This is a genomic window from Candidatus Microbacterium phytovorans, assembly GCA_029202445.1.
In the GTDB taxonomy this organism is placed as follows: Bacteria; Actinomycetota; Actinomycetes; order Actinomycetales; family Microbacteriaceae; genus Microbacterium; species Microbacterium phytovorans.
Genome location: CP119321.1, coordinates 583,544 through 608,248, shown reverse-complemented (window position 1 = coordinate 608,248; position 24,705 = coordinate 583,544). Strand labels below are relative to the sequence as shown.

General features: G+C 68.2%; 22 protein-coding genes. 1 reads left to right on the top strand and 21 read right to left on the bottom strand.

What is annotated here, in order from left to right; all coding sequences use genetic code 11:
- Positions 1–112: 112 nt before the first annotated feature.
- The 5 genes from P0Y48_02865 to dnaE form a co-directional block, all read right to left on the bottom strand.
- A complete protein-coding gene (locus P0Y48_02865) occupies positions 113–1,135 on the bottom strand; it encodes a quinone-dependent dihydroorotate dehydrogenase (GenBank protein WEK14169.1) in 1,023 nt (340 codons plus the stop codon).
- A 62-nt stretch (positions 1,136–1,197) separates the two neighbouring features.
- On the bottom strand, positions 1,198–1,668 hold the full coding sequence (gene nrdR, locus P0Y48_02860; GenBank protein ID WEK14168.1) for a transcriptional regulator NrdR: 471 nt from the start codon (positions 1,666–1,668) through the stop codon (positions 1,198–1,200).
- A 12-nt stretch (positions 1,669–1,680) separates the two neighbouring features.
- Positions 1,681–2,994 (bottom strand): histidinol dehydrogenase, encoded by a 1,314-nt coding sequence (hisD, locus tag P0Y48_02855; protein ID WEK14167.1) that lies wholly within the window; start codon positions 2,992–2,994, stop codon positions 1,681–1,683.
- 58 nt (positions 2,995–3,052) lie between these two features.
- The gene (locus P0Y48_02850) at positions 3,053–4,033 is read right to left on the bottom strand and encodes a hypothetical protein (GenBank protein ID WEK14166.1); all 981 of its coding nucleotides are present in this window, start codon (positions 4,031–4,033) and stop codon (positions 3,053–3,055) included.
- A 106-nt stretch (positions 4,034–4,139) separates the two neighbouring features.
- Positions 4,140–7,610, bottom strand: a complete 3,471-nt coding sequence (gene dnaE / locus P0Y48_02845; protein WEK14992.1) for a DNA polymerase III subunit alpha — start codon at positions 7,608–7,610, stop codon at positions 4,140–4,142.
- 108 nt (positions 7,611–7,718) lie between these two features.
- Between dnaE and P0Y48_02840 the strand changes: the two genes are divergently transcribed.
- Positions 7,719–8,192, top strand: coding sequence for an NUDIX domain-containing protein (locus tag P0Y48_02840; GenBank protein WEK14165.1), 474 nt, complete (start codon positions 7,719–7,721; stop codon positions 8,190–8,192).
- Positions 8,193–8,199: 7 nt separating this feature from the next.
- On the opposite strand, the gene P0Y48_02835 is transcribed toward P0Y48_02840, so the two are convergent.
- The 16 genes from P0Y48_02835 to P0Y48_02760 form a co-directional block, all read right to left on the bottom strand.
- Entirely contained in the window at positions 8,200–8,778 is a 579-nt protein-coding gene (locus P0Y48_02835) for a GNAT family N-acetyltransferase (protein ID WEK14164.1), read from the bottom strand.
- Positions 8,779–8,819: 41 nt separating this feature from the next.
- On the bottom strand, positions 8,820–9,740 hold the full coding sequence (locus tag P0Y48_02830; GenBank protein WEK14163.1) for an RluA family pseudouridine synthase: 921 nt from the start codon (positions 9,738–9,740) through the stop codon (positions 8,820–8,822).
- 1 nt (position 9,741) lies between these two features.
- On the bottom strand, positions 9,742–10,284 hold the full coding sequence (locus tag P0Y48_02825; GenBank protein ID WEK14991.1) for a signal peptidase II: 543 nt from the start codon (positions 10,282–10,284) through the stop codon (positions 9,742–9,744).
- Positions 10,285–10,350: 66 nt separating this feature from the next.
- Positions 10,351–10,962: a DivIVA domain-containing protein gene (locus P0Y48_02820; GenBank protein ID WEK14162.1), complete on the bottom strand. Its 612-nt coding sequence runs from the start codon at positions 10,960–10,962 to the stop codon at positions 10,351–10,353.
- A gap of 136 nt (positions 10,963–11,098) precedes the next feature.
- Positions 11,099–11,401, bottom strand: coding sequence for a YggT family protein (locus tag P0Y48_02815; protein WEK14161.1), 303 nt, complete (start codon positions 11,399–11,401; stop codon positions 11,099–11,101).
- Positions 11,402–11,403: 2 nt separating this feature from the next.
- Positions 11,404–11,862 (bottom strand): cell division protein SepF, encoded by a 459-nt coding sequence (sepF, locus tag P0Y48_02810; protein ID WEK14160.1) that lies wholly within the window; start codon positions 11,860–11,862, stop codon positions 11,404–11,406.
- 32 nt (positions 11,863–11,894) lie between these two features.
- Positions 11,895–12,581 carry a YggS family pyridoxal phosphate-dependent enzyme gene (locus P0Y48_02805; protein ID WEK14159.1) on the bottom strand — a complete coding sequence of 229 codons (687 nt, stop codon included), beginning with the start codon at positions 12,579–12,581 and terminating at the stop codon, positions 11,895–11,897.
- Positions 12,582–13,721 (bottom strand): cell division protein FtsZ, encoded by a 1,140-nt coding sequence (gene ftsZ / locus P0Y48_02800; protein ID WEK14158.1) that lies wholly within the window; start codon positions 13,719–13,721, stop codon positions 12,582–12,584. It abuts the gene before it with no gap.
- A gap of 180 nt (positions 13,722–13,901) precedes the next feature.
- Positions 13,902–14,939, bottom strand: a complete 1,038-nt coding sequence (locus P0Y48_02795; protein ID WEK14157.1) for an FtsQ-type POTRA domain-containing protein — start codon at positions 14,937–14,939, stop codon at positions 13,902–13,904.
- A gap of 2 nt (positions 14,940–14,941) precedes the next feature.
- A complete protein-coding gene (gene murC, locus P0Y48_02790; GenBank protein WEK14156.1) occupies positions 14,942–16,354 on the bottom strand; it encodes a UDP-N-acetylmuramate--L-alanine ligase in 1,413 nt (470 codons plus the stop codon).
- A 104-nt stretch (positions 16,355–16,458) separates the two neighbouring features.
- Positions 16,459–17,550: a UDP-N-acetylglucosamine--N-acetylmuramyl-(pentapeptide) pyrophosphoryl-undecaprenol N-acetylglucosamine transferase gene (locus P0Y48_02785; protein ID WEK14155.1), complete on the bottom strand. Its 1,092-nt coding sequence runs from the start codon at positions 17,548–17,550 to the stop codon at positions 16,459–16,461.
- 10 nt (positions 17,551–17,560) lie between these two features.
- Positions 17,561–18,841: a putative lipid II flippase FtsW gene (ftsW, locus tag P0Y48_02780; protein ID WEK14154.1), complete on the bottom strand. Its 1,281-nt coding sequence runs from the start codon at positions 18,839–18,841 to the stop codon at positions 17,561–17,563.
- The gene (murD, locus tag P0Y48_02775) at positions 18,804–20,345 is read right to left on the bottom strand and encodes a UDP-N-acetylmuramoyl-L-alanine--D-glutamate ligase (protein ID WEK14153.1); all 1,542 of its coding nucleotides are present in this window, start codon (positions 20,343–20,345) and stop codon (positions 18,804–18,806) included. The genes ftsW and murD overlap by 38 nt, the downstream gene beginning before the upstream one ends.
- Entirely contained in the window at positions 20,342–21,451 is a 1,110-nt protein-coding gene (mraY, locus tag P0Y48_02770) for a phospho-N-acetylmuramoyl-pentapeptide-transferase (protein WEK14152.1), read from the bottom strand. The genes murD and mraY overlap by 4 nt, the downstream gene beginning before the upstream one ends.
- Entirely contained in the window at positions 21,448–22,860 is a 1,413-nt protein-coding gene (locus tag P0Y48_02765) for a UDP-N-acetylmuramoyl-tripeptide--D-alanyl-D-alanine ligase (protein ID WEK14151.1), read from the bottom strand. The genes mraY and P0Y48_02765 overlap by 4 nt, the downstream gene beginning before the upstream one ends.
- A gap of 28 nt (positions 22,861–22,888) precedes the next feature.
- Positions 22,889–24,703 carry a penicillin-binding protein 2 gene (locus P0Y48_02760; GenBank protein WEK14150.1) on the bottom strand — a complete coding sequence of 605 codons (1,815 nt, stop codon included), beginning with the start codon at positions 24,701–24,703 and terminating at the stop codon, positions 22,889–22,891.
- Between the last annotated feature and the right edge of the window lie 2 nt (positions 24,704–24,705).

The following is a 24,705-nucleotide window of genomic DNA, read 5'->3' as shown; positions in this document are numbered from 1 at the left end:
GCCGGCCTCATGGATTCGGGTTTCATGAGTTCCTCACAGGTAGATGAGAGAACTCTAATCTGGCATCGGCGGCAGAGAGAAGCCCACGCGGAAAGAATCCCGCGCGATCGAATCAGTCGCGCACGAGCCCGCGATTGATCTGCCGAGCCCAGAAGGGTCCGCGATAGATGAAGCCGGTGTAGCCCTGAACGAGGTCCGCGCCCGCGTCCAGCCGATCCTGCACGTCCCGCGCCGACTCCACTCCCCCGGCGGCGATGACGCAGAATCCCCGGGGCACAGCGCCTCGCACGATCCGCAGCACCTCCAGCGCGCGCTCCCGCAACGGCGCACCCGACAACCCGCCGACACCCGCGGCGTCGACCTTCGCGGCATCCGTCCGAAGCCCTTCGCGGGCCACCGTCGTGTTCGTGGCGACGAGTCCCGCCAGGCCGGCATCGACCGCGAGCCCGGCGATGGCCGCCACCTCCTCGTCGGCAAGGTCCGGTGCGATCTTGACCAGCAGGGGGGTCTCTCCCGCGGCCGCGCGCACGGCTTCGAGCAGAGGGCGGAGCGTCTCGACGGCTTGAAGTCCTCGCAGACCGGGAGTATTCGGGGACGACACGTTCACCACGAGATAGTCCGCGACGGGCGCGACCAGCTCGGTGCTGCGCACGTAGTCGCCGACGGCATCCGCGACGTCGACGACACGGCTCTTGCCGATGTTCGCCCCGATGATGGGGCGGCGGGTTCGGCGGCGAGCCCGCGCCAGTCGAGTCGCGGCCGCCGCCGCACCCGCGTTGTTGAAGCCCATGCGGTTGATCAGCGCGCGGTCCTCTATGAGGCGGAACAATCGCGGGCGGGGGTTCCCGTCCTGCGGGATCGCGGTGACCGTGCCGATCTCGACGTGACCGAAGCCGAGCGCGTGCAGGCCCGAGATCATGACGGCGTTCTTGTCGAATCCGGCCGCCACGCCGAACGGCGAGTCGAAGACGAGCCCGAGCGCCTCGGTACGCAAGCGCGGGTCGGGGCGCGTCATCGCTCGCACGGCCCAAGCGATGGGACGCAATCCGAAGACGCGGATGACCGGGATCACGAGGTGATGAGCGAACTCGGGGTCCATGCGCGCGAAGAACGTGCGGAAGATGAAGGGATACATCGGGACCAGCCTAGAACCCGCGCGAGGGAGTCCTTGCGATGGGCGGCCGGGAGTAAGCGTCGTCAGTCGTCCGTCGATGCCGCGGCAGCATGATCGGCGCGCAACTGCGCGATCGACGACTCGAAGTCCTCGAGCGAGTCGAACGCCTGGTACACGCTGGCGAAGCGGAGGTACGCGACTTCGTCGAGGTCGCGAAGAGGTCCGAGGATCGCGAGCCCGATCTCATTCGTGTCGATCTGGGAAGACCCGGTCTGTCGCACGGCCTCCTCGACCGCCTGCGCGAGCACGGCGAGGTCGGAGTCGGTGACCGGGCGGCCCTGACAGGCCTTCCTCACCCCGGACATGACCTTCTCGCGACTGAACGGCTCGATCACGCCGGAGCGCTTGATGACGTTGAGGCTCGCCGTCTCGATCGTCGAGAAGCGTCCGCCGCACTCGGGGCACTGACGGCGGCGGCGGATGCTCAAGCCGTCATCGCTCGTGCGGGAGTCGATGACGCGGGAGTCGGCGTGGCGGCAGAACGGGCAGTGCATGGTGACTCCAGACTACGTCGCGGACCGATCCACGAAGCGCGCGGTGACCGCCTCGCCGTGCGCGGGCAGCGCCTCGGCATCCGCGAGCGCCACGATCCCGTCATGAACGGCCTCGAGCGCGACACGATCGTAGGCGATGACCTGCTGCGGACGCAGGAACGTGGATGCCGAGAGCCCGGCGGCATACCGCGCCTGGCCCCCCGTGGGCAGCACGTGATTGCTTCCGGCGAGGTAGTCGCCGAGGCTGACCGGTGAGTGCTCGCCCACGAAGACGGCGCCCGCGTTCACGAAGTCGTCCACCCGAGGGTCGGCGAGATGCAGCTCGAGATGCTCCGGGGCGTAGGCGTTGCTGAAGGCGGTCGCCGCCTCGACATCGTCGACCAGTACGATCGCCGACTGCGGACCGATGAGTGCCTCGCGGATGCGCGCGGAGTGCCGGGTGGCGGCGGCACGCAACGTGACCTCCGTCGCCACCTTCTCGGCAAGAGCGGGCGACGTCGTCACCAGCACGGCCGCGGCCTGCTCGTCGTGCTCGGCCTGACTCACGAGGTCCGCCGCGACGAGGGTCGCGTCTGCCGAGGCATCGGCGACGATGAGGATCTCCGTCGCTCCCGCCTCGGAGTCGGTGCCGACCATGCCCGCGACCACCCGCTTGGCCAGGGCGACGAAGTTGTTGCCCGGCCCCGAGATCACGTCGACCGCGTGGAGACCCAGTGATGGCACACCGTGGGCATAGGCGCCGATCGCACCGGCACCACCCATCGCATAGACCTCCGAGACGCCGAGCAGCTTCGCTGCCGCCAGGATCACGGGGTGTACCCGTCCGCCGAACTCGCGCTGCGGCGGCGAGGCGAGCGCGACCTCCGACACGCCGGCCACCTGAGCGGGGACGACGTTCATGACGACGCTCGACGGATACACGGCCTTGCCGCCGGGCACGTACACGCCGACGCGCTGTACCGGACGCCACCGCTGCTCGACCCTGGCCCCCGGACCGAGCTCGGTGACGAGAGGCGGGGGAACCTGAGCGGCCGACGCGAGTCGGACTCGGGAGATGGCCTCCTCGAGCGCCCGCCTGACGTCGGGATCGAGCGATGACAGAGCCTCGTCGAGGTGGGTGGCCGGGACACGGATGTCGTGACCTTCCACTCCGTCGAAGCGCGCCGCCTGTTCACGGAGCGCCTCCTCGCCACGAACGGACACGTCGTGGACGATCTGAGCCGCCGTGTTCAGCGCCTCGTCCCGCGCGGCGGTGGCTCGAGGAACAGCGGCCAGAAGCTCGGCCGGCGAGAGGACGCGGCCGCGCAGATCGATCGTGCGGAGCATCCCTCCAGCGTACTGGCGACGCCGCGCGATCCCGGACGCCCTCGGCTCCGTCGCGGGCTCAGCCGCGCGTCACTCCCGAGACATCCGTGAGGTATCCGACGCGCCCATCCTCGTGGCGAATGACGAAACGATCGCCCCGATCCTCGATCACGAGCGCCCACGCGGTGGGACCGACCGTGAAGAGCGGGAAGCCGTTCTCGTCGACGACGTCGCGTTCGACGGGAGAGAGAGCCCAGAACGCCTGGCTGGCAGCGGGGGCGGCAGCAGCCGGCTCCTCTTCGACAACGAACGGGAAAGCCGCTGTCGCATCGTCGGACGCCGCGTCGACGTTGGACGGGTCGCCGACAGGATCTGCGGCGCGAGGCGCGTACGTCGGCTCCGGTGCTTCGTCGTAGGGAGATGCCTCGGGCGCGGCCGCTGCGGGGCGGGGACGCGGAGTGCTCGGCCGCGGCGTCACGGGTCGGACGGGACGCGCATTGCGGTGCGCGAGCACCTGCTCTCCACGCAGGAAATCTTCGTCGAAAGGTCGGATGAAGGGAGCGAGCACCGTGAGGAACACGCCGGCGACCATGAGGAAGAACTCGACCCACACGACCCAGCTGCTCAGCCAGAGCCCCGTCTGGATGCCGCGGGCCACGTTGGTCCACAGCACCCCGAGCCAGACCACAGCCGACACCGAGAAGGCCACCGACGCGAACTGATCGACGGCGAGCGAACCGACCCGCCGGATGCCGTCGGGCGAGAAGCGCCGCAGCACGATGAGGAAGACGGCCACGGTCGGCACACCGATCGTCAGCACCCAGTCGATTCCCGAACTCCACACCGAACCCAGGTCGAGCAGTGCCGCGGAACCTGGGCCGTCGACCCAGATTGAGAAGAAGGAGACGATGAAGGCGAGTAGCCACACACCGAGCAGCGACACTTCCCGAATCGTGAAAGGCCCCACCCCGTACTGGACGGAGCCACCCTGATCCGCGGGGGGCGCTGCGTCCCGCGACGTCTGGTCGGCGAACGGATTGGTGTCGTACTCGTCACTCACGAGGGTGTCCTTTCGGCGTCGGGAGATCGCTCCCGAAAGACTACCTGCCTCACCCGCACCTCACCCGGACCTCACCCGGACGACGGCCCGAAGTGCGCGGGACGACTCACCCCAGGCACTGCGGTCCGAGGAGGCCCTTGAGCTCGCCGTACAGGTCCACGGTGATCGCTACCGGGTGCGGAACCTCGAACACCTTGGCCACGGAGCCTTTGTGAAGCTTGAGAGTCACTTCGGTGGCGCCGGGATGACGCCCCAACACCTCCGCGAGCTGCGACACGGTCGATTCGGTGGCGCGGTGCTCCGGGATCATCAACACGAGCGGACCGGAGGCGTCGACGGAGCCCAGATCGGGTGCGAACGCCGACTGCCCGTGCAGGTTCAAGCCGTCGTCGCGGCGCGACACGCGTCCGCGGACGACGAGGATCGCATCCTGCTGCAGCATCGATTGGAACTCGGTGTAGGTCTTGCCCATGAACATGACCGTGACCTCGCCGTCGAAGTCTTCGATCGTGATCATGCCGTACGGGTTGCCGCTCTGCTTCGCGACCCGGTGCTGGACGCTGGTGACGAGGCCGGCGACGATCACCTGGTCGCCATCCTGCACGTCCTCGGAGGCCAGGAGATCGTGGATCGAGGTCGAGGCGTGCTTCGCGAGCGGCATCTCCAGACCGGCGAGGGGATGATCAGAGACGTACAGCCCCAACATCTCCCGTTCGAAGGCGAGCTTGTCCTTCTTCGTCCACTCGGGGCGCGGCGGCACCTTCGGCGGCACCGCCTCCTCTGCGGCGTCGTACAGGCTGTCGAAGTCGAAGCCGATGGCTCCCTGCGCCTCGTTGCGCTTGCGGTCGACGGCTGCTTCGGTGGCGTCTTCGTGGACCTCCAGGAGCGCCCGGCGCGTGTCGCCCATGGAGTCGAACGCGCCGGCCTTGATGAGCGACTCGACGGTGCGCTTGTTGGCCACGTGCATCGGCACCTTCGCGAGGAAGTCGTGGAACGACGTGAAGGCGCCGTCGCCACGCGCCTGGACGATGCCGTCGACGACGTTGGACCCCACGTTGCGCACGGCTCCGAGACCGAAGCGAATGTCCTCGCCGACGGCTGCGAAGTAGCGGATCGACTCCCCCACGTCGGGCGGCAGCACCCGAATGCCCATCCGGCGGCATTCGTTCAGGTACACGGCCATCTTGTCCTTAGAGTCACCCACGCTCGTCAGCAGCGCGGCCATGTACTCCGCGGGATAGTGCGCCTTCAGGTACGCCGTCCAGTAAGACACCAACCCGTAAGCCGCGGAGTGCGCTTTGTTGAAGGCGTAGTCCGAGAACGGGAGCAGGATGTCCCAGAGGGCCTTGATCGCGGCATCGCCGAAGCCGCGCTCCTTCATGCCCCCCGAGAAACCCTCGTACTGCTTGTCGAGCTCGGACTTCTTCTTCTTGCCCATCGCGCGCCGCAGGATATCGGCTTGACCGAGCGAGAACCCGGCGACCTTCTGCGCGATCGCCATGACCTGCTCCTGATAGATGATCAGGCCGTAGCTGATGTCGAGGATGTCGCGGAGAGGCTCCTCCAGCTCCGGGTGGATCGGGGTGACCTCCTGCTGACCGTTCTTTCGGAGTGCGTAGTTGATGTGGGAGTTCGCCCCCATCGGCCCGGGGCGGTAGAGCGCGATGACGGCGGACACGTCTTCGAAGTTGTCGGGCTTCATGAGCCGCAGCAACGACCGCATGGGGCCGCCGTCGAGCTGGAAGACCCCGAGGGTGTCACCCCGGGTGAGCAGCTCGTAGGCGGCGCGGTCGTCGAGTGCGAGGTGTTCGAGGTCGAGCTCCTCGCCTCGGTTCATGCGGATGTTGTCGAGCGCATCGGAGATGATCGTGAGGTTGCGGAGCCCCAGGAAGTCCATCTTGATGAGGCCGAGGGTCTCGCACGACGGGTAGTCGAACTGCGTGACGATCTGACCGTCCTGCTCGCGGCGCATGATCGGGATGATGTCGAGCAGCGGTTCGCTCGACATGATCACACCGGCGGCGTGGACGCCCCATTGCCGCTTCAGACCCTCGAGTCCCAGGGCCCGATCGAAGACGGTCTTCGCGTCGGGATCGGTGTCAACCAGCGCGCGGAACTCACTCGCTTCCTTGAAGCGAGGATGCTGGGCGTCGAACATGCCGCCCAGCTCCATGTCCTTGCCCATGACCGCCGGGGGCATTGCCTTCGTGAGCTTCTCGCCCATGCTGAAGGGGAAGCCGAGGACGCGACCGGCATCCTTCAGTGCCTGCTTGGACTTGATCGTTCCGTAGGTGACGATCTGCGCGACGCGTTCAGAGCCGTACTTCTCGGTGACGTAATCGATGACCTCGCCGCGGCGGCGGTCGTCGAAGTCCACGTCGAAGTCGGGCATCGACACGCGGTCGGGGTTGAGGAAGCGCTCGAAGATGAGGCCGTGCTCGAGCGGATCGAGATCGGTGATCCGCATGGCGTAGGCGACCATCGAGCCGGCACCGGAGCCACGACCGGGCCCGACGCGGATTCCATTGTCCTTTGCCCAGTTGATGAAGTCGGCGACGACGAGGAAGTAGCCCGGGAAGCCCATCTGCAGGATGATCCCGGTCTCGTATTCGGCCTGAGCACGGACCTTGTCGGGGATGCCCTCGGGGTACCGGTAGTGGAGACCCTTCTCGACCTCCTTGATCAGCCAACTGTCCTCGGTCTCGCCGTCGGGAACGGGGAAGCGCGGCATGTAGTTCGCCGAGGTGTTGAACTCGACGTTGCACCGCTCGGCGATCAGGAGCGTGTTGTCGCACGCCTCCGGGTGGTCGCGGAAGAGCTGCCGCATCTCGGCCGCCGTCTTGATGTAGTAGCCGTCGCCGTCGAACTTGAAGCGGTTCGGGTCGTCGAGGGTCGACCCGGACTGCACGCACAGCAGGGCCGCGTGCGCATCGGCCTCGTGCTGGTGCGTGTAATGGGAGTCGTTCGTGCCGACCAGCGGGATGCCGAGGTCTTTCGCGAGGCGGATGAGGTCGGTCATCACGCGACGCTCGATCGACAGCCCGTGGTCCATGATCTCGGCGAAGTAGTTCTCCTTGCCGAAGATGTCCTGGAACTCCGCCGCCGCCGCCCGCGCGGCGTCGTATTGCCCGAGTCGTAGCCGCGTCTGCACTTCTCCCGAGGGGCACCCGGTCGTCGCGATGAGCCCCTTGCCGTACGTCTGCAGCAGCTCGCGGTCCATCCGCGGTTTGAAGTAGTAGCCCTCCATACTCGAGAGCGAGCTCAGCCGGAAGAGGTTGTGCATGCCCTCCGTGCTCTCGCTCCACATCGTCATGTGGGTGTACGCGCCCGACCCCGAGACGTCGTCGCTCTTCTGATCGGGGGACCCCCACGCGACACGCGACTTGTCCGTGCGGTGCGTACCCGGCGTGACGTACGCCTCGAGGCCGATGATGGGCTTGACCCCGGCCGACTGCGCAGCGCGGTAGAACTCGAACGCGGCGAAGGTGTTCCCGTGGTCGGTGACCGCGATCGCCGGCATGCCGTACTCGGCTGCGGCCTGCGTCATCGCACCGATTTTCGCGGCGCCGTCGAGCATCGAGTATTCGCTGTGGACGTGCAGATGAACGAAGGAGTCGGTTGCCACGGATCGAGTCTACGTTCCTGCACCGACATCGCTCCGGAGCCCGGATCTAGGCTGGACGACATGGGCACTCCCGAGTTCGTCACCGCGCTGCGCGCACATATCGGCCATGCGCCGCTCCCCCTCGTCGGGGTCACGGCGGTCGTCTTCAAGGATGAGAGAGTGCTGCTGGGGCGCCGCGCGGACAACGGTGCGTGGCAGTGCGTCTCGGGGATCGTCGACCCGGGCGAAGAGCCCGCCGATGCCGCGGTCCGCGAATGCCTCGAGGAGGCGGGCATCGTCGTGAAGGCGACACGTCTGGCGCTCATGCAGCAGATGCCCCGCGTGACCTACGCCAACGGTGATCAGGTCGACTACCTCGATCTCGTGTTCCGCTGCGACTGGGTGTCGGGCGACCCCCATCCGGCCGATGGCGAGCTGACCGACGTCGGCTGGTACGGCCTCGGCGAACTCGTCGAGGTCGAGCAGTTCCACGTGCGCAAGATCGCGCTGGCCCTCGCCGAGGATGATCCTGCGGTGTTCACGGGCGGCCGATGATCCCGGATCACGCGCCCTCACGGAGATCCTTGCGCATGAGGAGCCGAGGGAAGCCGTTGATGACGGAGTCGGTCGCAGCCGCTACGCGGAAGCCCGCACGTTCGAACAGCGCACGGGTACCCACGTACGCCATCGTCAGATCGACCTTGCGCCCGTCGTTGTCCACCGGATACCCCTCGATCGCGGGGGCGCCCTGACTCCGCGCGTACTCCACCGCCCCCGCCAGCAGCGCGTGGGAGATCCCGTGGCCGCGGTGACCCGGGCGCACTCGGATGCACCACACGCTCCACACGTCGAGGTCATCGATGTGAGGGATCTTGCGGTTCGTCGCGAACGTGGTGTCCGCGCGCGGGTGCACGGCCGCCCAGCCGACCACGACATCGCCGTCGTAGGCGAGGACACCGGGTGGACCCACCCCGATGAGGTCGCGCACGCGCTCCCCTCGCGCCGGCCCAGCCAAGGCGCGATTCTCTGCTCCCGGAATCCGGTAGCTCAAGCACCAGCAGACGTTGGAGTTCGGGTTCTTCGGCCCCACCATCACCGCGACGTCGTCGAACTCCGTCGCCGGACGCACTTCGATGCTCATGTCGTCAGGATGCCGCGGACCACCGACACCCGACAGGGGTCTCACTCGCTGCGCAGGATGTCCAGCGCGTGCGCGAGGTCGGCGGGGTACGGCGAAACGGTCGTCGTCCACTCACCCGTGACCGGGTGCGCGAAGGACAACTGATGCGCGTGCAGCCATTGGCGCGTCAGCCCCAACCGGGCTGACAGCGTCGGGTCCGCACCGTAGAGAGGATCGCCCGCGCACGGATGCCGGTGGGCGGCCATGTGCACGCGGATCTGGTGGGTGCGCCCGGTCTCGAGATGGATCTCGAGCAGTGACGCGCGAGGGAACGCCTCCAGCGTCTCGTAGTGCGTGACCGAGTCCTTGCCGTCGGGTGTGACGGCGAACTTCCAGGAGTGCGACGGGTGGCGTCCGATGGGGGCGTCGATCGTGCCGCTGAGCGGATCGGGATGCCCCTGCACGACGGCGTGGTAGATCTTCTCGACCTCCCGCTCCTTGAAGGCACGTTTGAGCGCGGTGTAGGCACGCTCGCTCTTGGCGACGACCATGAGCCCGCTCGTACCGACGTCGAGGCGGTGGACGATCCCCTGGCGCTCGGCGGCGCCCGTCGTAGCGATGCGGAAGCCCGCCGCCTTGAGCGCCCCGAGGACCGTGGGGCCCTCCCAGCCGACGGAGGGGTGTGCGGCGACACCCGAGGGCTTGTCGATCACGACGATGTCATCGTCGTCGTACACGATGCCGAGGTCGGGCACGGCGAGGGGAACGATCTCCGGCTCGCGGCGCGGCTCCCACCGGACGTCGAGCCAGCCACCGGCCCTCAGCCGGTCGGACTTGCCCAGATCACGTCCGTCGAGACTGACACCGCCGGCATCCGCCACTTCCGCCGCGAAGGTGCGGGAGAAGCCGAGCATCTTGGCGAGAGCGGCATCGACGCGCACCCCGTCCAAACCGTCGGGGACAGGAAGAGAGCGGGCCTCCACGTCAGTCCCGTGGTCCGGCCGACGCATCCGCATCGACCTCGTCGCGAGCACCCTCCCGGCGCGCCTCCCTGCTTCCGTCCAGTCGTCGGCCGAGCAGTACCAAGAGCGCGACGGCGATCATCATAGACACGATGAAGATGTCGGCGACGTTGTAGATCGCGGGCATCATCCACGGCGTGTGGATGAAGTCGACGACGTGACCCACGGGAAAGCCCGGCGCGCGGAACAGCCGGTCGGTCAAGTTGCCGAGGATGCCCCCCAGCAGCAATCCGAGGACGACGGCCCACAGCGCCGAGCGAACGCGGCTGAGCGTGAGGAACACGACCGCGACCGCGGCGCCGGCGAGCACCAGCGTGAACACCCACGTGACGTTCTCGCCGAGCGAGAACGCCGCTCCGGGATTGAACGTCAGATAGAACTGCAGGAAGTCGCCCCACACGGGAACCGGCGTGCGTTCGGGAAGCGTCGCGAGCGCGAGATTCTTGGTGAACTGATCGGCCGTCAGCACCGCTCCCGCCAGCAGAACGACGAGAACGACGGACAGCGCGGCGCGGCCCGCCGAGGATCTCTCCCCGGCGGGCCGCGAGTGCGAACCTGTCAAAGGCGCGGCCTAGAGACCGGCGGACGACACGGCGGACGCGCCCGAAGACGTGCCGGTGACATCGAGGTCGCGAAGCTTCTCCTCGATGAAGCCGCGCAGCTGCGTGCGGTAGTCGCGCTCGAAAGTGCGAAGCTCGCTGATGCGCGACTCGAGCGTGGCGCGCTCGCTCTCGAGGCGGGAGAGTTCGTCGCGACCCTTGGCCTCGGCCTCGGCGACGATGGCCGCGGCCTGCGCCTGAGCCTCGGAGATGAGCTTGTCCTTCTGTGCCTGGCCCTCGGCGACGTGCTCGTCGTGGAGGCGCTGCGCCAGCTCGATGATGCCGGCGGACGCAGCGGCGGGGGCGGCGTCGGCGGCGGGAGCCTCGGTCACGACGGGCTCCGGAGCGGCCTCGACGACGGGCTCCTCGGCAACCGGTGCCGGAGCGGGCGCGGCCTCGGCGGGCGCCGAACCGGACTCGTACGCGGCAAGCTTCGCCTTGAGCTCTTCGTTCTCGGCGATGGTCTTGCGCCACTCGACGACGATCTCGTCGAGGAAGTCATCGACCTCGTCCGGATCGAAGCCCTCCTTGAAACGGACGTGCTGGAACTGCTTGGTGACGACGTCTTCGGGAGTGAGAGCCATGGTTGTTGTCCTCATTTCAGAGCTTCACGACGGAGCCGTTACGGGGGACCCGCGGTCGGCGAGCCGTATCCGAACAGCATAGTGCGACCTCCACGAGGTCGCGAGAAAGGGTGATGTATGCGCAGTGGGCACCGCGTCACGACCGCAGGATGACTCCCGTGATCGACAGGAGCACGAAGCAGCACAGCATCGTGATCGGGAACGCGAGATCGATCGCGATCGCGCCGAGCCGCAGCGGAGGAATGAACCTTCGGAAGAACCGGAGGGGCGGATCGGTGAGCGTGAAGACGACCTCGGCGACGACGAGGAGCGCGCCCTTCGGACGCCATTCCCGATTGAACAGCGGGATGTACTCGAGGATCACCCGGGCCAACAAGACCAGGATGTACAGCACCAGCACCGTGTTCACGATGCCGGCGATGAGACGAACGGCCTCCACGACTACGGGACGAAGGGAGCGGCCTCGGGATCGGCCTGCACCAGAGCGCCGTCGCCGGACACCGCGATGTTCTCGGGTGAGAGCAGGAAGACCTTGCTCGTCACGCGCTCGATACGTCCGAACAGGCCGAGCGACAGGCCGCTCGCGAAGTCGACGAGACGCCTCGCGTCGGCGTCGCTCATCTGCGAGAGATTGATGATGACCGGGATGCCGTCGCGGAACGCTTCGGCGATCCCCTGAGCGTCACGGTACTGCTTGGGGTGCACGGTCAGGATCTCGCTGACGGCACTGGCTGCGGGCTGGCGGACGACCGCGGGACGGTGCAGCGGAGTCACGGGCGCGGTCTTCTCGACCGGCTTCTCACGACGGGGCGTGGCAGCGGCAGCAGACTGCTCCTCGTAGATCTCTTCCTCGTCGGCGAGGCCCAGGTAGACCATGGTCTTCTTCAGCGGATTCGACATCGCATTCCTCCGTTTGCTCGTCTGTTTCGAGGTTAACCGGGCACGGCGCGCGGACCCGTGATTGCCGTCCCGATCCGCAGGTGTGTCGCGCCCGCCGCGATCGCTTCGGCGAAATCGCCCGACATGCCCGCCGAGATCCAACCGGCATCCGGGACGACCCCTCGTACCGCATCGGCCGCTGCGGCGAGCCGCGCGAAGGCCTCTGCGGGAGCCTCGGCGAGCGGGGCGACCGCCATGACTCCACGGACGCGAAGTGACGGGCACTGCGCGGCGATGTGCTCGGCCAAGGGGGCCATGGCATCCGGAGCGGCACCCCCGCGCAGGGGATCGTCGGTGAGATTGACCTGCAGGAGCACGTCGAGCGGGGTGGCCGCGTCGGGGTCGGCTGCGTGGAGAGCGTCGGCGAGGCGATCGCGATCGACGGAGTGGACCACCGATGCCGCCGCACGGATGGCGCGTGCCTTCTTGGTCTGCGCCTGCCCGATGAAGTGCCAGACCAGGCCGTCGAGCGGGGGCAGCGCGGCACGCTTCGCCGTGAGCTCCTGCTGTCGGTTCTCGCCGACATCGCGCACACCGAGAGCGTGCAGGTTCGTTACCAAGTCGGCGGGATGGAACTTCGTGACGACGATCCGCGTGAGCGCCGCAGGATCGCGGCCCGCCGCCCTCGCCGCATCCGCGATGCGAGCGTCGAGGGCGGCGAGCCGCTCCGCGAGATCCACTTACTTCAGGAAGTCGGGGACGTCGAGATCGTCGTCGCCGAAGACCGACTCGTTCGAGGCGGACACGACGGACACCGGCACCGCAGGCTTCTCGTCGACCTCGGCGAGGTCGCGCGCCGCCTCGTCGGCCGGCACCGCAGGCACGACCGGGGCGCTGAGCTGCGCGGCGATCGGCTCGATCCTCGTCTGAGGCTCGCCCCCGTCGAATCCGGCCGCGATGACCGTGACGCGCACTTCATCGCCGAGCGTGTCGTCGATGACGGTTCCGAAGATGATGTTGGCCTCGGGGTGCGCCGCCTCCTTCACGAGCTGCGCGGCGTCGTTGATCTCGAAGATGCCGAGGTTCGAGCCACCCTGGATCGACAGCAGGACGCCGTGTGCGCCCTCGATCGAGGCCTCCAGGAGCGGCGACTCGACAGCGAGCTCGGCGGCCTTGATGGCGCGATCCGCCCCCCGCGCGGAACCGATGCCCATGAGGGCGGAGCCGGCTCCCTGCATGACCGACTTCACGTCGGCGAAGTCGAGGTTGATGAGACCCGGAGTCGTGATGAGGTCCGTGATGCCCTGCACACCGGCGAGGAGCACCTGGTCGGCCGTCGCGAACGCCTCGATCATCGAGATGCCGCGGTCGCTGATCTCGAGAAGACGATCGTTCGGCACCACGATGAGGGTGTCGACCTCTTCCTTGAGCTTCGCGACGCCAGCCTCTGCCTGGCTCTGACGGCGGCGCCCTTCGAAGGAGAACGGCTTCGTGACGACACCGATCGTGAGCGCTCCGATGGACTTCGCGATGCGGGCCACCACGGGTGCGCCACCGGTGCCGGTGCCGCCGCCCTCGCCCGCCGTCACGAACACCATGTCGGCTCCCGCGAGTGCCTCTTCGATCTCCTCGGCGTGGTCTTCGGCGGCACGGCGACCCACTTCAGGGTCTGCACCGGCACCGAGGCCGCGCGTCAGCTCGCGCCCCACGTCGAGCTTCACGTCGGCGTCGCTCATGAGCAGTGCCTGAGCGTCGGTGTTGACGGCGATGAACTCCACGCCGCGCAGACCGAGCTCGATCATCCGGTTGACGGCGTTCACGCCGCCGCCACCCACACCGACGACCTTGATCACCGCGAGGTAGTTCTGGTTCTGGCTCATGCCGGCCTCCGTATCGTCCCGAACCACGTCTCTCGACGTCTTGTCTAAACCTTCAACCTCAACAAGAGGTTTAAAGAATTGCCGAGTATGCAATTCCCGATCTCGAAGGTAAGCGCGCAGAAGCCGCACACCCCCCAGGCGGCGGGCGTGTCGCGGATCGCGTGTCGGAAGTCGGACGAATCAGCGCACGACGACAGCGCCGGGCGAGGACACGTCGTAGCGCGAAACCTTCGACGGCGGTCGGGAGACCATGATCGACGCAAGCACGACGGCCTTCCGTGCCGACTCCGAGGCATCGCCCCAGACGATGTCCGTATCCGTCTTGCCGAGGGTCAGTGTGACGTCGTTGGCCGTCGTGGCGCGCATCGCGGTGACCTGATCCCGGATGTCGCTCGGCAGCGACCGGTAGACCGTCCCGAGGGCGGTGAACGCCTTCGACGACACGCCCGTGAGCCCGCCGGGCACCGTGATCGCGGGATAGCCGCCCGGACGCTTCGGCGTCGTGGCCAACGCCACGCCCGCGGCATCCACGAGCGTGTAGCCGGCGCGCGACTTCACCGTGCCGATGGGCGTGCGTTCCACGATCCGCACGACGAGCTCGTGCGGCGGACGAGCTTCCAGCGTGTAGGACTCGACCAGCGGGAATGCGACGAGCGCGGCTTTCACCTCGCTCGAGTCGACGAGCGGCAACGGGCGACCCACCTGGCCCGCCAGCGCCGTCGCGACGGCGTCCGCGGAGAGCTGCTCCGTCCCCACGACACGCACCCGCTCCACCGCCAGCAGAGGGCTGTACGCCGCCCCGACCGAACCGAGCACGAGAAGCAGAACGGCAGACAGCGATGCGATCCATACGGTCCGTCGATGCCGCTGCCTCGCGGTGAAACGGCGCACTTCCGCGCGAAGCGCGCGGCGACGCGCGCGCGCCGCCGCCCACACGTCTCGCGCCTGAAGCGGCGCCGCGTCCTCGCCCTCCTCGACGGATTCCGCAGGCGAGGCCGCGTCAGAGGAGGCCGGGCGCGGCGTGGTCAGCGGCAGGATGGGGGCCGTCTCCCCTTCCGCGCCGTCGGTCGCGACTCGATCTCCAGAGGCGCTCTCGGCATCCGCGCCGTCGACGGCCCCCCGCGACGATGGAGCCACCGGCAACCGGACCTCGATCTCCTCGTCGGCGGTGCCCTCGTCTCGCGACGGCGGTGGCGGGAGCGGCGACGGTCGGCGCACGGTCAGTCCTGCTCGACGGGGGGTGACGACTCGAGGGCGTCGAGCACCTGCGGAATGATCAGGTACACGTTGCCGCAGCCGAGCGTGATCACGAAGTCGCCGTCTCGGGCCACGGATGCCGTATAGTCCGCGGCCTGCTGCCAGTCGGCGACGAAAGCGACCTTCGACGCGTCGTCGAACGCCCCGGAGACGAGCTCGCCGGTCACGCCCGGCACGGGGTCTTCCCGCGCACCGTAGACGTCGAGCACGACCGTGTGATCGGCGCGCGACTCGAGCACCTCGGCGAACTCACGGAACATCTCCTGCGTGCGCGAGTAGGTGTGCGGCTGATGAACCGCGATGAGCCGGCCGTCGCCGACGACCGTGCGAGCGGCGTCCAACGCTGCAGCCACCTCCGTCGGGTGATGGGCGTAATCGTCGTACACGCTCACACCTCGGGCCGAGCCGTGGAGTTCGAAGCGTCGGACCGTACCTCCGAAGCCCTCGACGGCGCGCACGGCGGGCTCCAGCGCATACCCCAGGGTGAGCAGCACGGCCACGACCCCCGCAGCGTTGATGGCGTTGTGCGCACCGGGCACCGCAAGCTGCGCGGTGACGCTCTCGGAGCCGCGGACGATCGTGAACGCCACGGGCCCCTCGGTGGTGATGTCCACGACGCGCACGTCGGCGTCCTCCGCCTCACCGAAGCTCACCACCGTGCGGTGGGACAGCGCCTCGGCCACCCGGCGAGCTCCGGGGTCGTCGGAGGAGATGACGACGGCCTCGCGTGCGGCATCTGCGAACCGTACGAAACCGTCGTAGAACGCGTCCCGGCTACCCCAGTGGTCCAGATGGTCGGGGTCGACGTTCGTGATCAGTGCGATCGACGTGTCGTACAGGAGGAACGTGCCGTCGGACTCGTCGGCCTCGATGACGAACAACTCGTCGGAGCCGGTGGCACTGGAGACGCCGAGATCGGCGATCACTCCCCCGTTGACGAAGGTCGGCGCGCTGCCCAGCGCACGAAGGGCCGTCACGATCATGCCCGTCGAGGTGGTCTTGCCGTGCGCGCCCGCCACCGACACCAGTCGGCGACTCCCGATCAGCCACGACAGCGCCTGCGACCGGTGGATGACGGCGAGGCCGCGCTCCTTCGCCAGCACGAACTCAGGGTTCTCCGGCCAGATCGCGCCCGTGTGGATCACGGTGTCGACATCGCCCGGGAGGTGGGATGCGTCGTGTCCGACGTGGACCGTCGCACCCCGCGCCGCCAGCGCACGGAGTGCGGCGCTATCAGTGCGGTCAGAACCCGAGACGCGGATGCCTCGGTCGAGGAACATGCCGGCAAGGCCGGACATGCCCGATCCACCGATCCCGATGAAGTGGGCGGCGGTGATGTCCTCGGGAATCGGGAGGCTCAGGTCGGGTCGAATCATGGCCCGTCAAGTCTAGGTCGCGCGGGATAGGCGGTCGCTGCGGCACGCTGCGCGACCGACTCCCCGACACGCGACGCGGTCGAGGCTCCCGATGGTGCGTCGCGTCAGCGACCCAACGCCGCGTCGATCATCGAGATGACGTTCTCGGTGCCGCGGAGCGTTCCCACGCCCGCCGCGCGATCGCGCATGCGTCCGAGGGCCTCCGGATCCTGCAGGAGCGGGACGACATCGGCACGCAACCGCTCCGCGTCGAAGTCGGCATCCGGGATCAGCTTCGCGGCCCCCGCGCGGACCGCGGCGGCGGCATTGAGCGCCTGCTCGCCGTTGCCGACGGCGTACGGGACGTACACGGCGGGGATGCCGAGGGCGCTGATCTCGCTCACCGTCGCCGCGCCGGCCCGCGAGACGATCGCGTCGGCGACCGCGAACGCGTCGGCCATGCGGTCGAGGTACGGCACGACGCGGTAGTCGGGATGTCCCGGATCGACGAGTTCGTTGCGCTCCCCCGCCGCGTGGAGGATCTGCCAGCCCGCGTCGGTCACCGCCGACCACCCGCCGGCCACAGCCTCGTTGATCCGCCTCGCTCCCAACGACCCGCCGAAGACGAGCAGAACGGGGCGAGAGGGATCGAGGCCGAAGGATGCGGCAGCCGCCTCCCGCCGTGCGGCGCGATCGAGGTCGACGATCTCGCGGCGCAACGGCATCCCGACCACCTTGGACCGGCGGAGCGGAGTGCCCTCGAACACGGTCCCGACGCCGGCCGCCGCGCGGGCACCGAGGATGTTCGCGAGCCCCGGCTTGGCATTGGCTTCGTGGACGACGAACGGGATGCGCTCGCGGCGCGCGGCGACGTACGCCGGCGCGGACGCGTACCCTCCGAATCCCACCAGCACGTCCACTCCGCGTTCGCGGATGTGTCCGCGCACCTGGGCGATCGCCCGTCGGAAGCGGGCCGGGAACTGGGCCGCGGCGGCGTCGGGCCGGCGCGGGAACGGCACCTTGTCGACGAAGAGCAGCTCGTATCCCCGGTCGGGCACGAGACGTGTCTCGAGACCCTCGCGGGTTCCGAGCACGAGGACGTCCGCACCCGGGTCGCGCCGCCGCAGGCCATCGGCGACGGCGAGCAGCGGATTGACGTGACCGGCGGTGCCACCGCCGGCGAGGAGATAGGTCGGCGCGGAGTTCGGATCGCTCACCGGATCGAGCCTACCGGCCACCCGCCGCGGGACTCGTGCGATGGGCCGGTCGTGAGACGGTCACGGGCGTCTGCAGCGCGCGAGATTCCGGAAGCGTGCGGGCGAACGACAGCAGCACCCCGCATGCCATGAGGACCGACAGGAGCGACGTGCCGCCCTGGGACATGAACGGCAGCGGCACGCCCAGGACGGGGAACACGCGGAGCACGACTCCGATGTTGACGAGGGCCTGACCGACGATCCATACCGTGATGCCGCCGGCCGCGATGCGGATGAACGGATCGTGGGTCTTGCGGATGACGTGGAAGGCGCCCACCGCGAAGAGCGTGAAGAGCCCGAGCACCACGATGCAGCCGATGAGCCCGAGCTCCTCGCCCACGATGGCGAAGATGTAGTCGTGTTCGGCCGCGGGGAGCCAGTCGTACTTCTCTCGCGAGTTCCCCAGGCCGAGGCCGAAGATGCCACCGCCGGCGAGACCCCAGACGCCGTGCAGCGCCTGGTAGCAGTCGCCCGTCGCCGCGAGGTAGCACTCGGACGAGTCCACGTTGAGGAAGCTCATGATGCGCCGCATGCGGTTGGGACTCGTGATGGCGAAGACACCCGCCGCCACCACGACGCCGAGGAGCGGCAGGAGGAAGATGCGGAGCTTCACTCCCGAGAAGAACAGGCATCCGAGCAGCACGGCCATCAAGACGAGACCGGTGCCCAGGTCGCCACTGCCGACCGCCACGAGCCCGATCACGAGCGCACCCACCGGCACCACCGGGATGAAGACGTGACGCCACAGTCCGAGGAGCGTCTGCTTGCGGTACAGCACGTAGGCGAGCCACAGCGCGAGGGTGAGCTTGAGGAACTCGGACGGCTGCATCTGCACACCGGCGATCGAGATCCAGTTCGTGTTCCCGTCGTTCTCGACGCCGAGGCCGGGCACGAAGACGAGCATCTGCAGGGCGATGGCGGCGATGAGCCCCGGCCACGCGATCCGCTTCCAGAACGACACCGAGAAGCGACTCAGCACGAACATGAGCGGCACCCCGAGCAGCGCGAACAGCGACTGCTTGAGAACGACCTCGAACGGGCTGTCCCCCCGGGCCACGGACGCCGCCATCGTCGCCGAGAGCACCATCACGAGACCGAACAGGGTGAGAATCAGCGCCGTCGAGGCGATGAGCAGGAACTCGCTCGGTACAGGGGCGAAGACGCGCCCCAGCGAGACACGTGCCGCGAAACCACGGCCCTGACGAGTGACGTCGTCAGCTCCCGGGGTGCGGGGTCGGTCGGTGGTGGTCATCACCGCTGCCCCTCTCGATCCGGTCTCGCACGGCGTCCGCGAAGCGCGTTCCCCGATCGGCGTAGGACGCGAACTGATCGAAGGATGCCGCTGCCGGAGCCAGGAGGACCGTGTCTCCGTCACGCGCGACACTCGCCGCCAGTTCTACGGCCACCGCCATGACGTCTTCAGTCTGAGCGTGGTCGACCTCGAAGATCGGAACCGAGGGCGCGTGTCGTGCGAACGCCGCCACGATCTCCGCCCGATCCACTCCGATGACGACCGCCGCCTTCGCGCCGTTGCCGCGCGCGGCGACGAGCTCCGCGATGTCCACGCCCTTGAGCAGACCCCCCACGACCCACACCGCACCCGGGTACGCCGCGAGCGACGACGCCGCGGCGTGGGGGTTCGTCGCCTTCGAGTCGTCGACCCACGTGACACCGCCTGCCACGGCGACGATCTCGATGCGATGCGGGTCCAGACGGAACCTCTGCAGCGCATCGCGGATGCTCTCGGGGGCGACGCCGAGAGATCGCGCCAGTGCCGCGGCGGCGAGGATGTTCGCCACGACATGCGGAGCGTTCAGGCCGTGCTCGGCGAGCTCGGCGAGCGTCGTCAACTCCAGCGCGCTGTGATGACGGTCGTCGTGGAATGCCCGGTCGACCAGGATCCCGTCGACGATGCCGAGATCGCTGGGCCCGGGTACGCCGAGATCGAAGCCGATCGCTCGGCATCCTTCGACGACCTCCGCCTCCTCGACCATCTCGCGCGTCGCCACGTCGGACTTGTTGTAGACGCACGCGATCCGGGTGTTCTCGTAGACGAGGGCTTTCGCGTCGCGGTAGGCCGCCGCCGAGCCATGCCACTCGAGATGGTCGTCGGCGAGGTTGAGGCAGACGCTCGCGTGGGGCGAGAGTCGATCCGACCCGCGCTGCTGACCCAGGTACCACAGCTGATGGCTGGACACCTCGACGACGAGCACGTCGAAGCCCGCAGGGTCTCGCACGGCATCCAGGACGGGAACGCCGATGTTCCCGCAGGGCGCCGCCCGCAAGCCGCCCTCGGCGAGCATCGTGGCGGTGAGCTGGGTCGTCGTGGTCTTGCCGTTGGTGCCCGTGATCAGCACCCAGTCGGCGGGGGTTCCGTCGGCACGGGATACCTTGTCGCGCACACGCCAGGCGAGCTCGATGTCGCCCCAGAGCGCCGCGCCGCCGGAGGTGGCCCACGAGATGACCGGATGATGCGGGGGGAACCCCGGCGAGGCCACGACGACGTCGGGCGCAAAGTCGAGGAGCTCGGCCGGCACTGCGGCGAGCGAGCCGGTCCACAGGCGCGCACCGATGACCGGAAGCAGCCGGGCGTACTCCTCGTCGGAAGACTCCGTCACGACCAGGACGTCCGCACCGAGCTCCGCGAGGGTGTCGGCGACGGAGAAGCCGGTGACGGAGAGACCGAGCACGGCCACCCGCAGCCCCTTCCAGTCGGCGTGCCAACTGGTGAGCGTGTCCAGACGCGCGTCGCTCATAGCGCGGCGAGCCACGCGACGTAGAACAGGCCGACGCCGGTGACGGCGAGCATGCCCGCGATGATCCACATCCGCACGACGATCGTGATCTCGGGCCAACCGCGCATCTCGAGATGATGGTGGAAGGGACTCATCAGGAAGAGCCGCTTACCGCCGGTCGCCTTGAAGTAGTAGCGCTGCAGAATCACCGATCCGGGACCGATGATGAAGACACCCGCGATGATGACCGCGAGGATCTCGGTGCGCGAGAGCACGGCCATCGCCACGACGACACCGCCGATGGACATGGAGCCCACGTCACCCATGAACACCTTCGCCTTCGGCGCGTTCCACCAGAGGAACCCGACGAGGGCGCCCACGAACGAGGCGGCGATGATCGTGAGCCCCATCGGATCACGCGTCGGGTAGCAGGCGTTCGCGTAGGCGTCGACGAGAGCAGTCGTGTGACAGCGCTGCTGGAACTGCCAGAACGTGACGAGGCTGTAGGCGGAGACGGTGAAGATGCCGGCACCCGTCGCCAGTCCGTCGAGCCCGTCGGTGAGGTTCGTCGCGTTCGACCACGCCACCGACATGAAGGTGATCCAGGCGAGGTAGAGGATCCAGCCGATCACCGCGCCGAGCGCCATGAAGGACAGCGCCGGGATGTCGCGGAAGAAGGAGACGTAGGGAGAGGCAGGCGTCTCGCCATAGGAGTTGGGGAAGTTCAGCGCCAGCACGGCGAAGGGCACGGCCACCGCGATCTGTCCGACCACCTTGCGCCACCCCGACAACCCGAGGCTGCGCTGTTGACGGACCTTCATGAAGTCGTCGATGAAGCCCACGGCGCCGAGCCCGATCATCATCCAGATGACGAGCAGTCCGGAGGTCGTGGGCGGTGTTCCGCCCGCGTAGCTGCCCACGAAGTACCCCACGAGGGAGCCGACGATGAAGACGATTCCGCCCATCGTGGGCGTGCCGCGCTTGGTGTGGTGGTTCGGGTTGTGCTGGTCTTCGGGCGTGCGGATGACCTGACCCCAGCCCAGCTTCTCGAAGAGCCGGATGAACAGCGGTGTCAGGAACAGGGTGAATGCGAGGGAGATCGTCGCAGCAGCCAGCAGGGATCTCACGAGAACGATTCTCCCAGACGATCGCCCAGATGACGGAGCCCGGCCGAATTCGACGACTTCACCAGCACCCGATCTCCGTCGCGCAGCTCGTCCACGAGGTAGTCGTACGCCTCGTCGGCGGTTTCGAAGAAGACCGCTTCGCCGTCCCAGGACCCCTCCCCGATCGCGGCGAGATACAGGCGGCGTGCGGCGGTACCCACCACCACGATGCGCTCGAAGCGCAACCGCACCGCGAGAAGGCCGACACGGTCGTGCTCCTCGCCCGCGTACTCGCCGAGCTCGCTCATCGCGCCCAGGACGGCGACTTTGCGCTGCCCCGGTTCGGCGATCTGGGCGATCGTGCGCAAGGCGGCGGCCATCGAGTCCGGGCTCGCGTTGTACGCATCGTTGATGATCCGCACGCGGTCGGAGCCGAGCGGCTGCATGCGCCAGCGCTCTGCGATCTCGAGCGTCTCGACCCGCGCGACCGCGTCCGGGATCGACACTCCGAGGCTCTCGGCGACGGTGATTGCGGCCAGCGCGTTCATCACATGGTGCTCTCCCAGCACGCGGAGTCGCAGCGGCGTCCGTTCGTCGCCGACGACGATCGTGCAGGTGGTGCCGGATGCCGTGACCTCGACGTCCTCGGCGCGCACCTCGGCCGCGCGAGAACGCCCGAACCACCGAACGGCCACATCCCCCTCCGCCGCGATCTCCGCCATCGCCGCCACCCGCGGATCGTCGGCGTTCAGCACGGCGACGCCGCCAGGGCGGACGGATGCCACGAGCTCCGACTTCGCCTTCTGCGTCGCCTCGACGCCACCGAACCCGCCGGCGTGGGCGAGGCCCACCATCAGCACGGCACCGACGTCGGGGTGGACCAAGCCCGCGAGCTCGGCGATGCGGCCGATGCGGGAAGCGCCGAACTCGCTCACGAGGTAGCGCGTGCTCTCCGTCACCCGCAGCATCGTGACGGGCGCGCCCACCTCGTTGTTGAAGGAGTCTCGCGGAGCGACGGTCTCACCCTCGTCCTGCAAGATCCGCGCGAGCATGTTCTTGGTGGTCGTCTTGCCGTTCGACCCGGTGATGCCGACGATCTGCAGCGGGCTGACCGCGCGGACACGCGCGATCACCTCGCGCGCCAGATCGGCGAGGGCCTGCACGGCATTCGCGACGACGATCTGCGTCACCGGCACGTCGACGGTCCGCTCGACCACGGCGACGGTGGCGCCGGAGGCCACGGCGGCGTCCACGAAGTTGTGGCCGTCGGTGACCTCACCGGGCTTGGCCACGAAGATCCCCCCCGCGCCCATCGCGCGGGAGTCGGTGTCGACGACGCCGGAGACGATCGTCTCGCCCGTGTCGTCACCGTGGGTGTGCAGTGTCCCCGAGACGGCCTGTGCCACCTCAGCGAGCGTCATCCGGATCATGGCGTGGCTCTCCTCGTGCGCGCTCGCGTTACTGGGTCAACGGGAGCAGGGGGGTCTCCGACTCGGAGGGCATGATCCGGTAGTGCTTCAGCACCTGGGTCATCGCCTTCTTGAACACCGAGCGGTTGGCCGACGACATGCGCTGCTTCTTGGGCTCGTCGAAGACCGTCAATACAACGTACTGCGGATCCTCCGCGGGGGCGTACCCGACCAGCGACGTGAAATACAGGTTCTTCTTGTACCCGCCCTTGCCATCGCTGATCTGCGCCGTGCCCGTCTTGCCCGCCATGCGGTATCCGTCGATCCGGATGTCGTCGGCGAGCGTGCCCTGCGCGAAGACGTTCTCGAGCATCAGGCTCACTTCGTCGGCCGTGGACTCCTTGATGACCCGAACGGGTTCGGGGAGATCGGGCGTCACGACGGTGCCGTCGGACTTCGTGCACGATTCGACGAGCTGGGCGGGCATGCGGACGCCGCCGTTGGCGATCGTCTGATAGACACTCGCCACCTGCGTGGCGGTGACCGTGAACGCCTGACCGAACGTCGTCGTGTAGAACGTCTGGTTGTCCCAGTCCTGCGGCTTCAGCGAGAATCCGGTGTCGGGCTCTCCCGACCAGTTCAACGCCGTCTTCTGCCCCACGCCGAACTTCGTCAGATAGTCGTACCGCGTCTGCGCGTCGACCAACGACCCGAACTCGCTCATCGCGACGTTCGACGAGCGAACGAGGCCGCCGGTCAACGTCATCTGCTCCGTCGCGTGCTGCTCGGAGTCGTTGATGACGGCGCCGTTGTCGAACACCTTGCGCGATGGGACGAGCACCGACGACAGGTGCGTCGCGCCGCCCTTTTCGATCACCGTCGCCGCTGTCACGGGCTTGTACGTCGATCCGGGCTCGTAGGAGAAGCGAGCGAGCCGCGAGCCGCGGTCGGCGGAATCGGAGGCGCCGGGGTCGTTGGGGTCGACGGCATCCGTCTCGGCGAACGCGCGGATCTTCCCGGTCGCGACCTCCATGACGATGATGCCGCCCCAGTCGGCACCGTAGCGCGAGGACTCTTCCGAGATGAGCTGCTGCATGTACCACTGCAGGTCGCTGTCGATGGTGAGTTGCAGTGTGCCGCCGTCGACGGCCGGCTTCTCCGTCTCGGTGCCGGGGATGATGACCCCGTCCCGACCCCGCAGATAGCGCACTTCGCCGGAGGTCGCCTGGAGGCAGGAGTTCTGCAACTCCTCGACCCCCTCGAGCGCTTCGCCGTCAGAGTTCACGAAGCCGAGCACGTTGCCGGCGACGGCCCCGTCCGGATATGTGCGAGAGGGGACCGCGTCGAAAGTGAGGAACGGAAGACCGAGTGCCGCGAGCGCCCGATAGGTCTCGGTCGACACGTAGCGCTTGACACGTGCCCACTGCGAGCCGGGGTCGGCGGCGACGGCATCCTCGACGATGGCGATCACATCGTCGACGGACTGACCCGTGACGGGCGCGATGCGCGCGGCGAGCTCGGGCCACGCGATCATCTCGGGCTTCCCGTCGGCACCGCGGACGACCTGGCCGGCGGCGTCGGTCTTCTTGATGCCCTGAGCGGCGAGCTGCGGGTCGATGTTCACGTCGTAGACGAGCGTGCTCGTGGCCAACACGCTGCCGTCGGTGTCGACGATGTCTCCGCGCGTGCCCTGCAACTCGATCTTCGTCCCGTTGGCGAGCCGGGACTGCTCGGCGATGTGGTCGCTGGCGTTCACGATCTGGATGTCGACGAGTCGCACGACGAAGCCGCCGATGACGGCCAGCACGACCATCAACGCGATCACGGTGCGGCGGCGCGGGCTGCGGGTGGCGCGAGTCGTCATGG

Excerpts from the sequence above, each read along its gene's own strand:
- P0Y48_02865 (WEK14169.1), bottom strand. The coding sequence starts at position 1,135 with ATGTATCCCTTCATCTTCCGCACGTTCTTCGCGCGCATGGACCCCGAG.
- nrdR (WEK14168.1), bottom strand. The coding sequence starts at position 1,668 with ATGCACTGCCCGTTCTGCCGCCACGCCGACTCCCGCGTCATCGACTCC.
- hisD (WEK14167.1), bottom strand. The coding sequence starts at position 2,994 with ATGCTCCGCACGATCGATCTGCGCGGCCGCGTCCTCTCGCCGGCCGAG.
- dnaE (WEK14992.1), bottom strand. The coding sequence starts at position 7,610 with ATGCTCGACGGCGCCGCGAAAATCGGTGCGATGACGCAGGCCGCAGCC.
- P0Y48_02840 (WEK14165.1), top strand. The coding sequence starts at position 7,719 with ATGGGCACTCCCGAGTTCGTCACCGCGCTGCGCGCACATATCGGCCAT.
- P0Y48_02835 (WEK14164.1), bottom strand. The coding sequence starts at position 8,778 with ATGAGCATCGAAGTGCGTCCGGCGACGGAGTTCGACGACGTCGCGGTG.
- P0Y48_02820 (WEK14162.1), bottom strand. The coding sequence starts at position 10,962 with ATGGCTCTCACTCCCGAAGACGTCGTCACCAAGCAGTTCCAGCACGTC.
- sepF (WEK14160.1), bottom strand. The coding sequence starts at position 11,862 with ATGTCGAATCCGCTGAAGAAGACCATGGTCTACCTGGGCCTCGCCGAC.
- ftsZ (WEK14158.1), bottom strand. The coding sequence starts at position 13,721 with ATGAGCCAGAACCAGAACTACCTCGCGGTGATCAAGGTCGTCGGTGTG.
- murC (WEK14156.1), bottom strand. The coding sequence starts at position 16,354 with ATGATTCGACCCGACCTGAGCCTCCCGATTCCCGAGGACATCACCGCC.
- ftsW (WEK14154.1), bottom strand. The coding sequence starts at position 18,841 with ATGACCACCACCGACCGACCCCGCACCCCGGGAGCTGACGACGTCACT.
- murD (WEK14153.1), bottom strand. The coding sequence starts at position 20,345 with ATGAGCGACGCGCGTCTGGACACGCTCACCAGTTGGCACGCCGACTGG.
- P0Y48_02765 (WEK14151.1), bottom strand. The coding sequence starts at position 22,860 with ATGATCCGGATGACGCTCGCTGAGGTGGCACAGGCCGTCTCGGGGACA.
- P0Y48_02760 (WEK14150.1), bottom strand. The coding sequence starts at position 24,703 with ATGACGACTCGCGCCACCCGCAGCCCGCGCCGCCGCACCGTGATCGCG.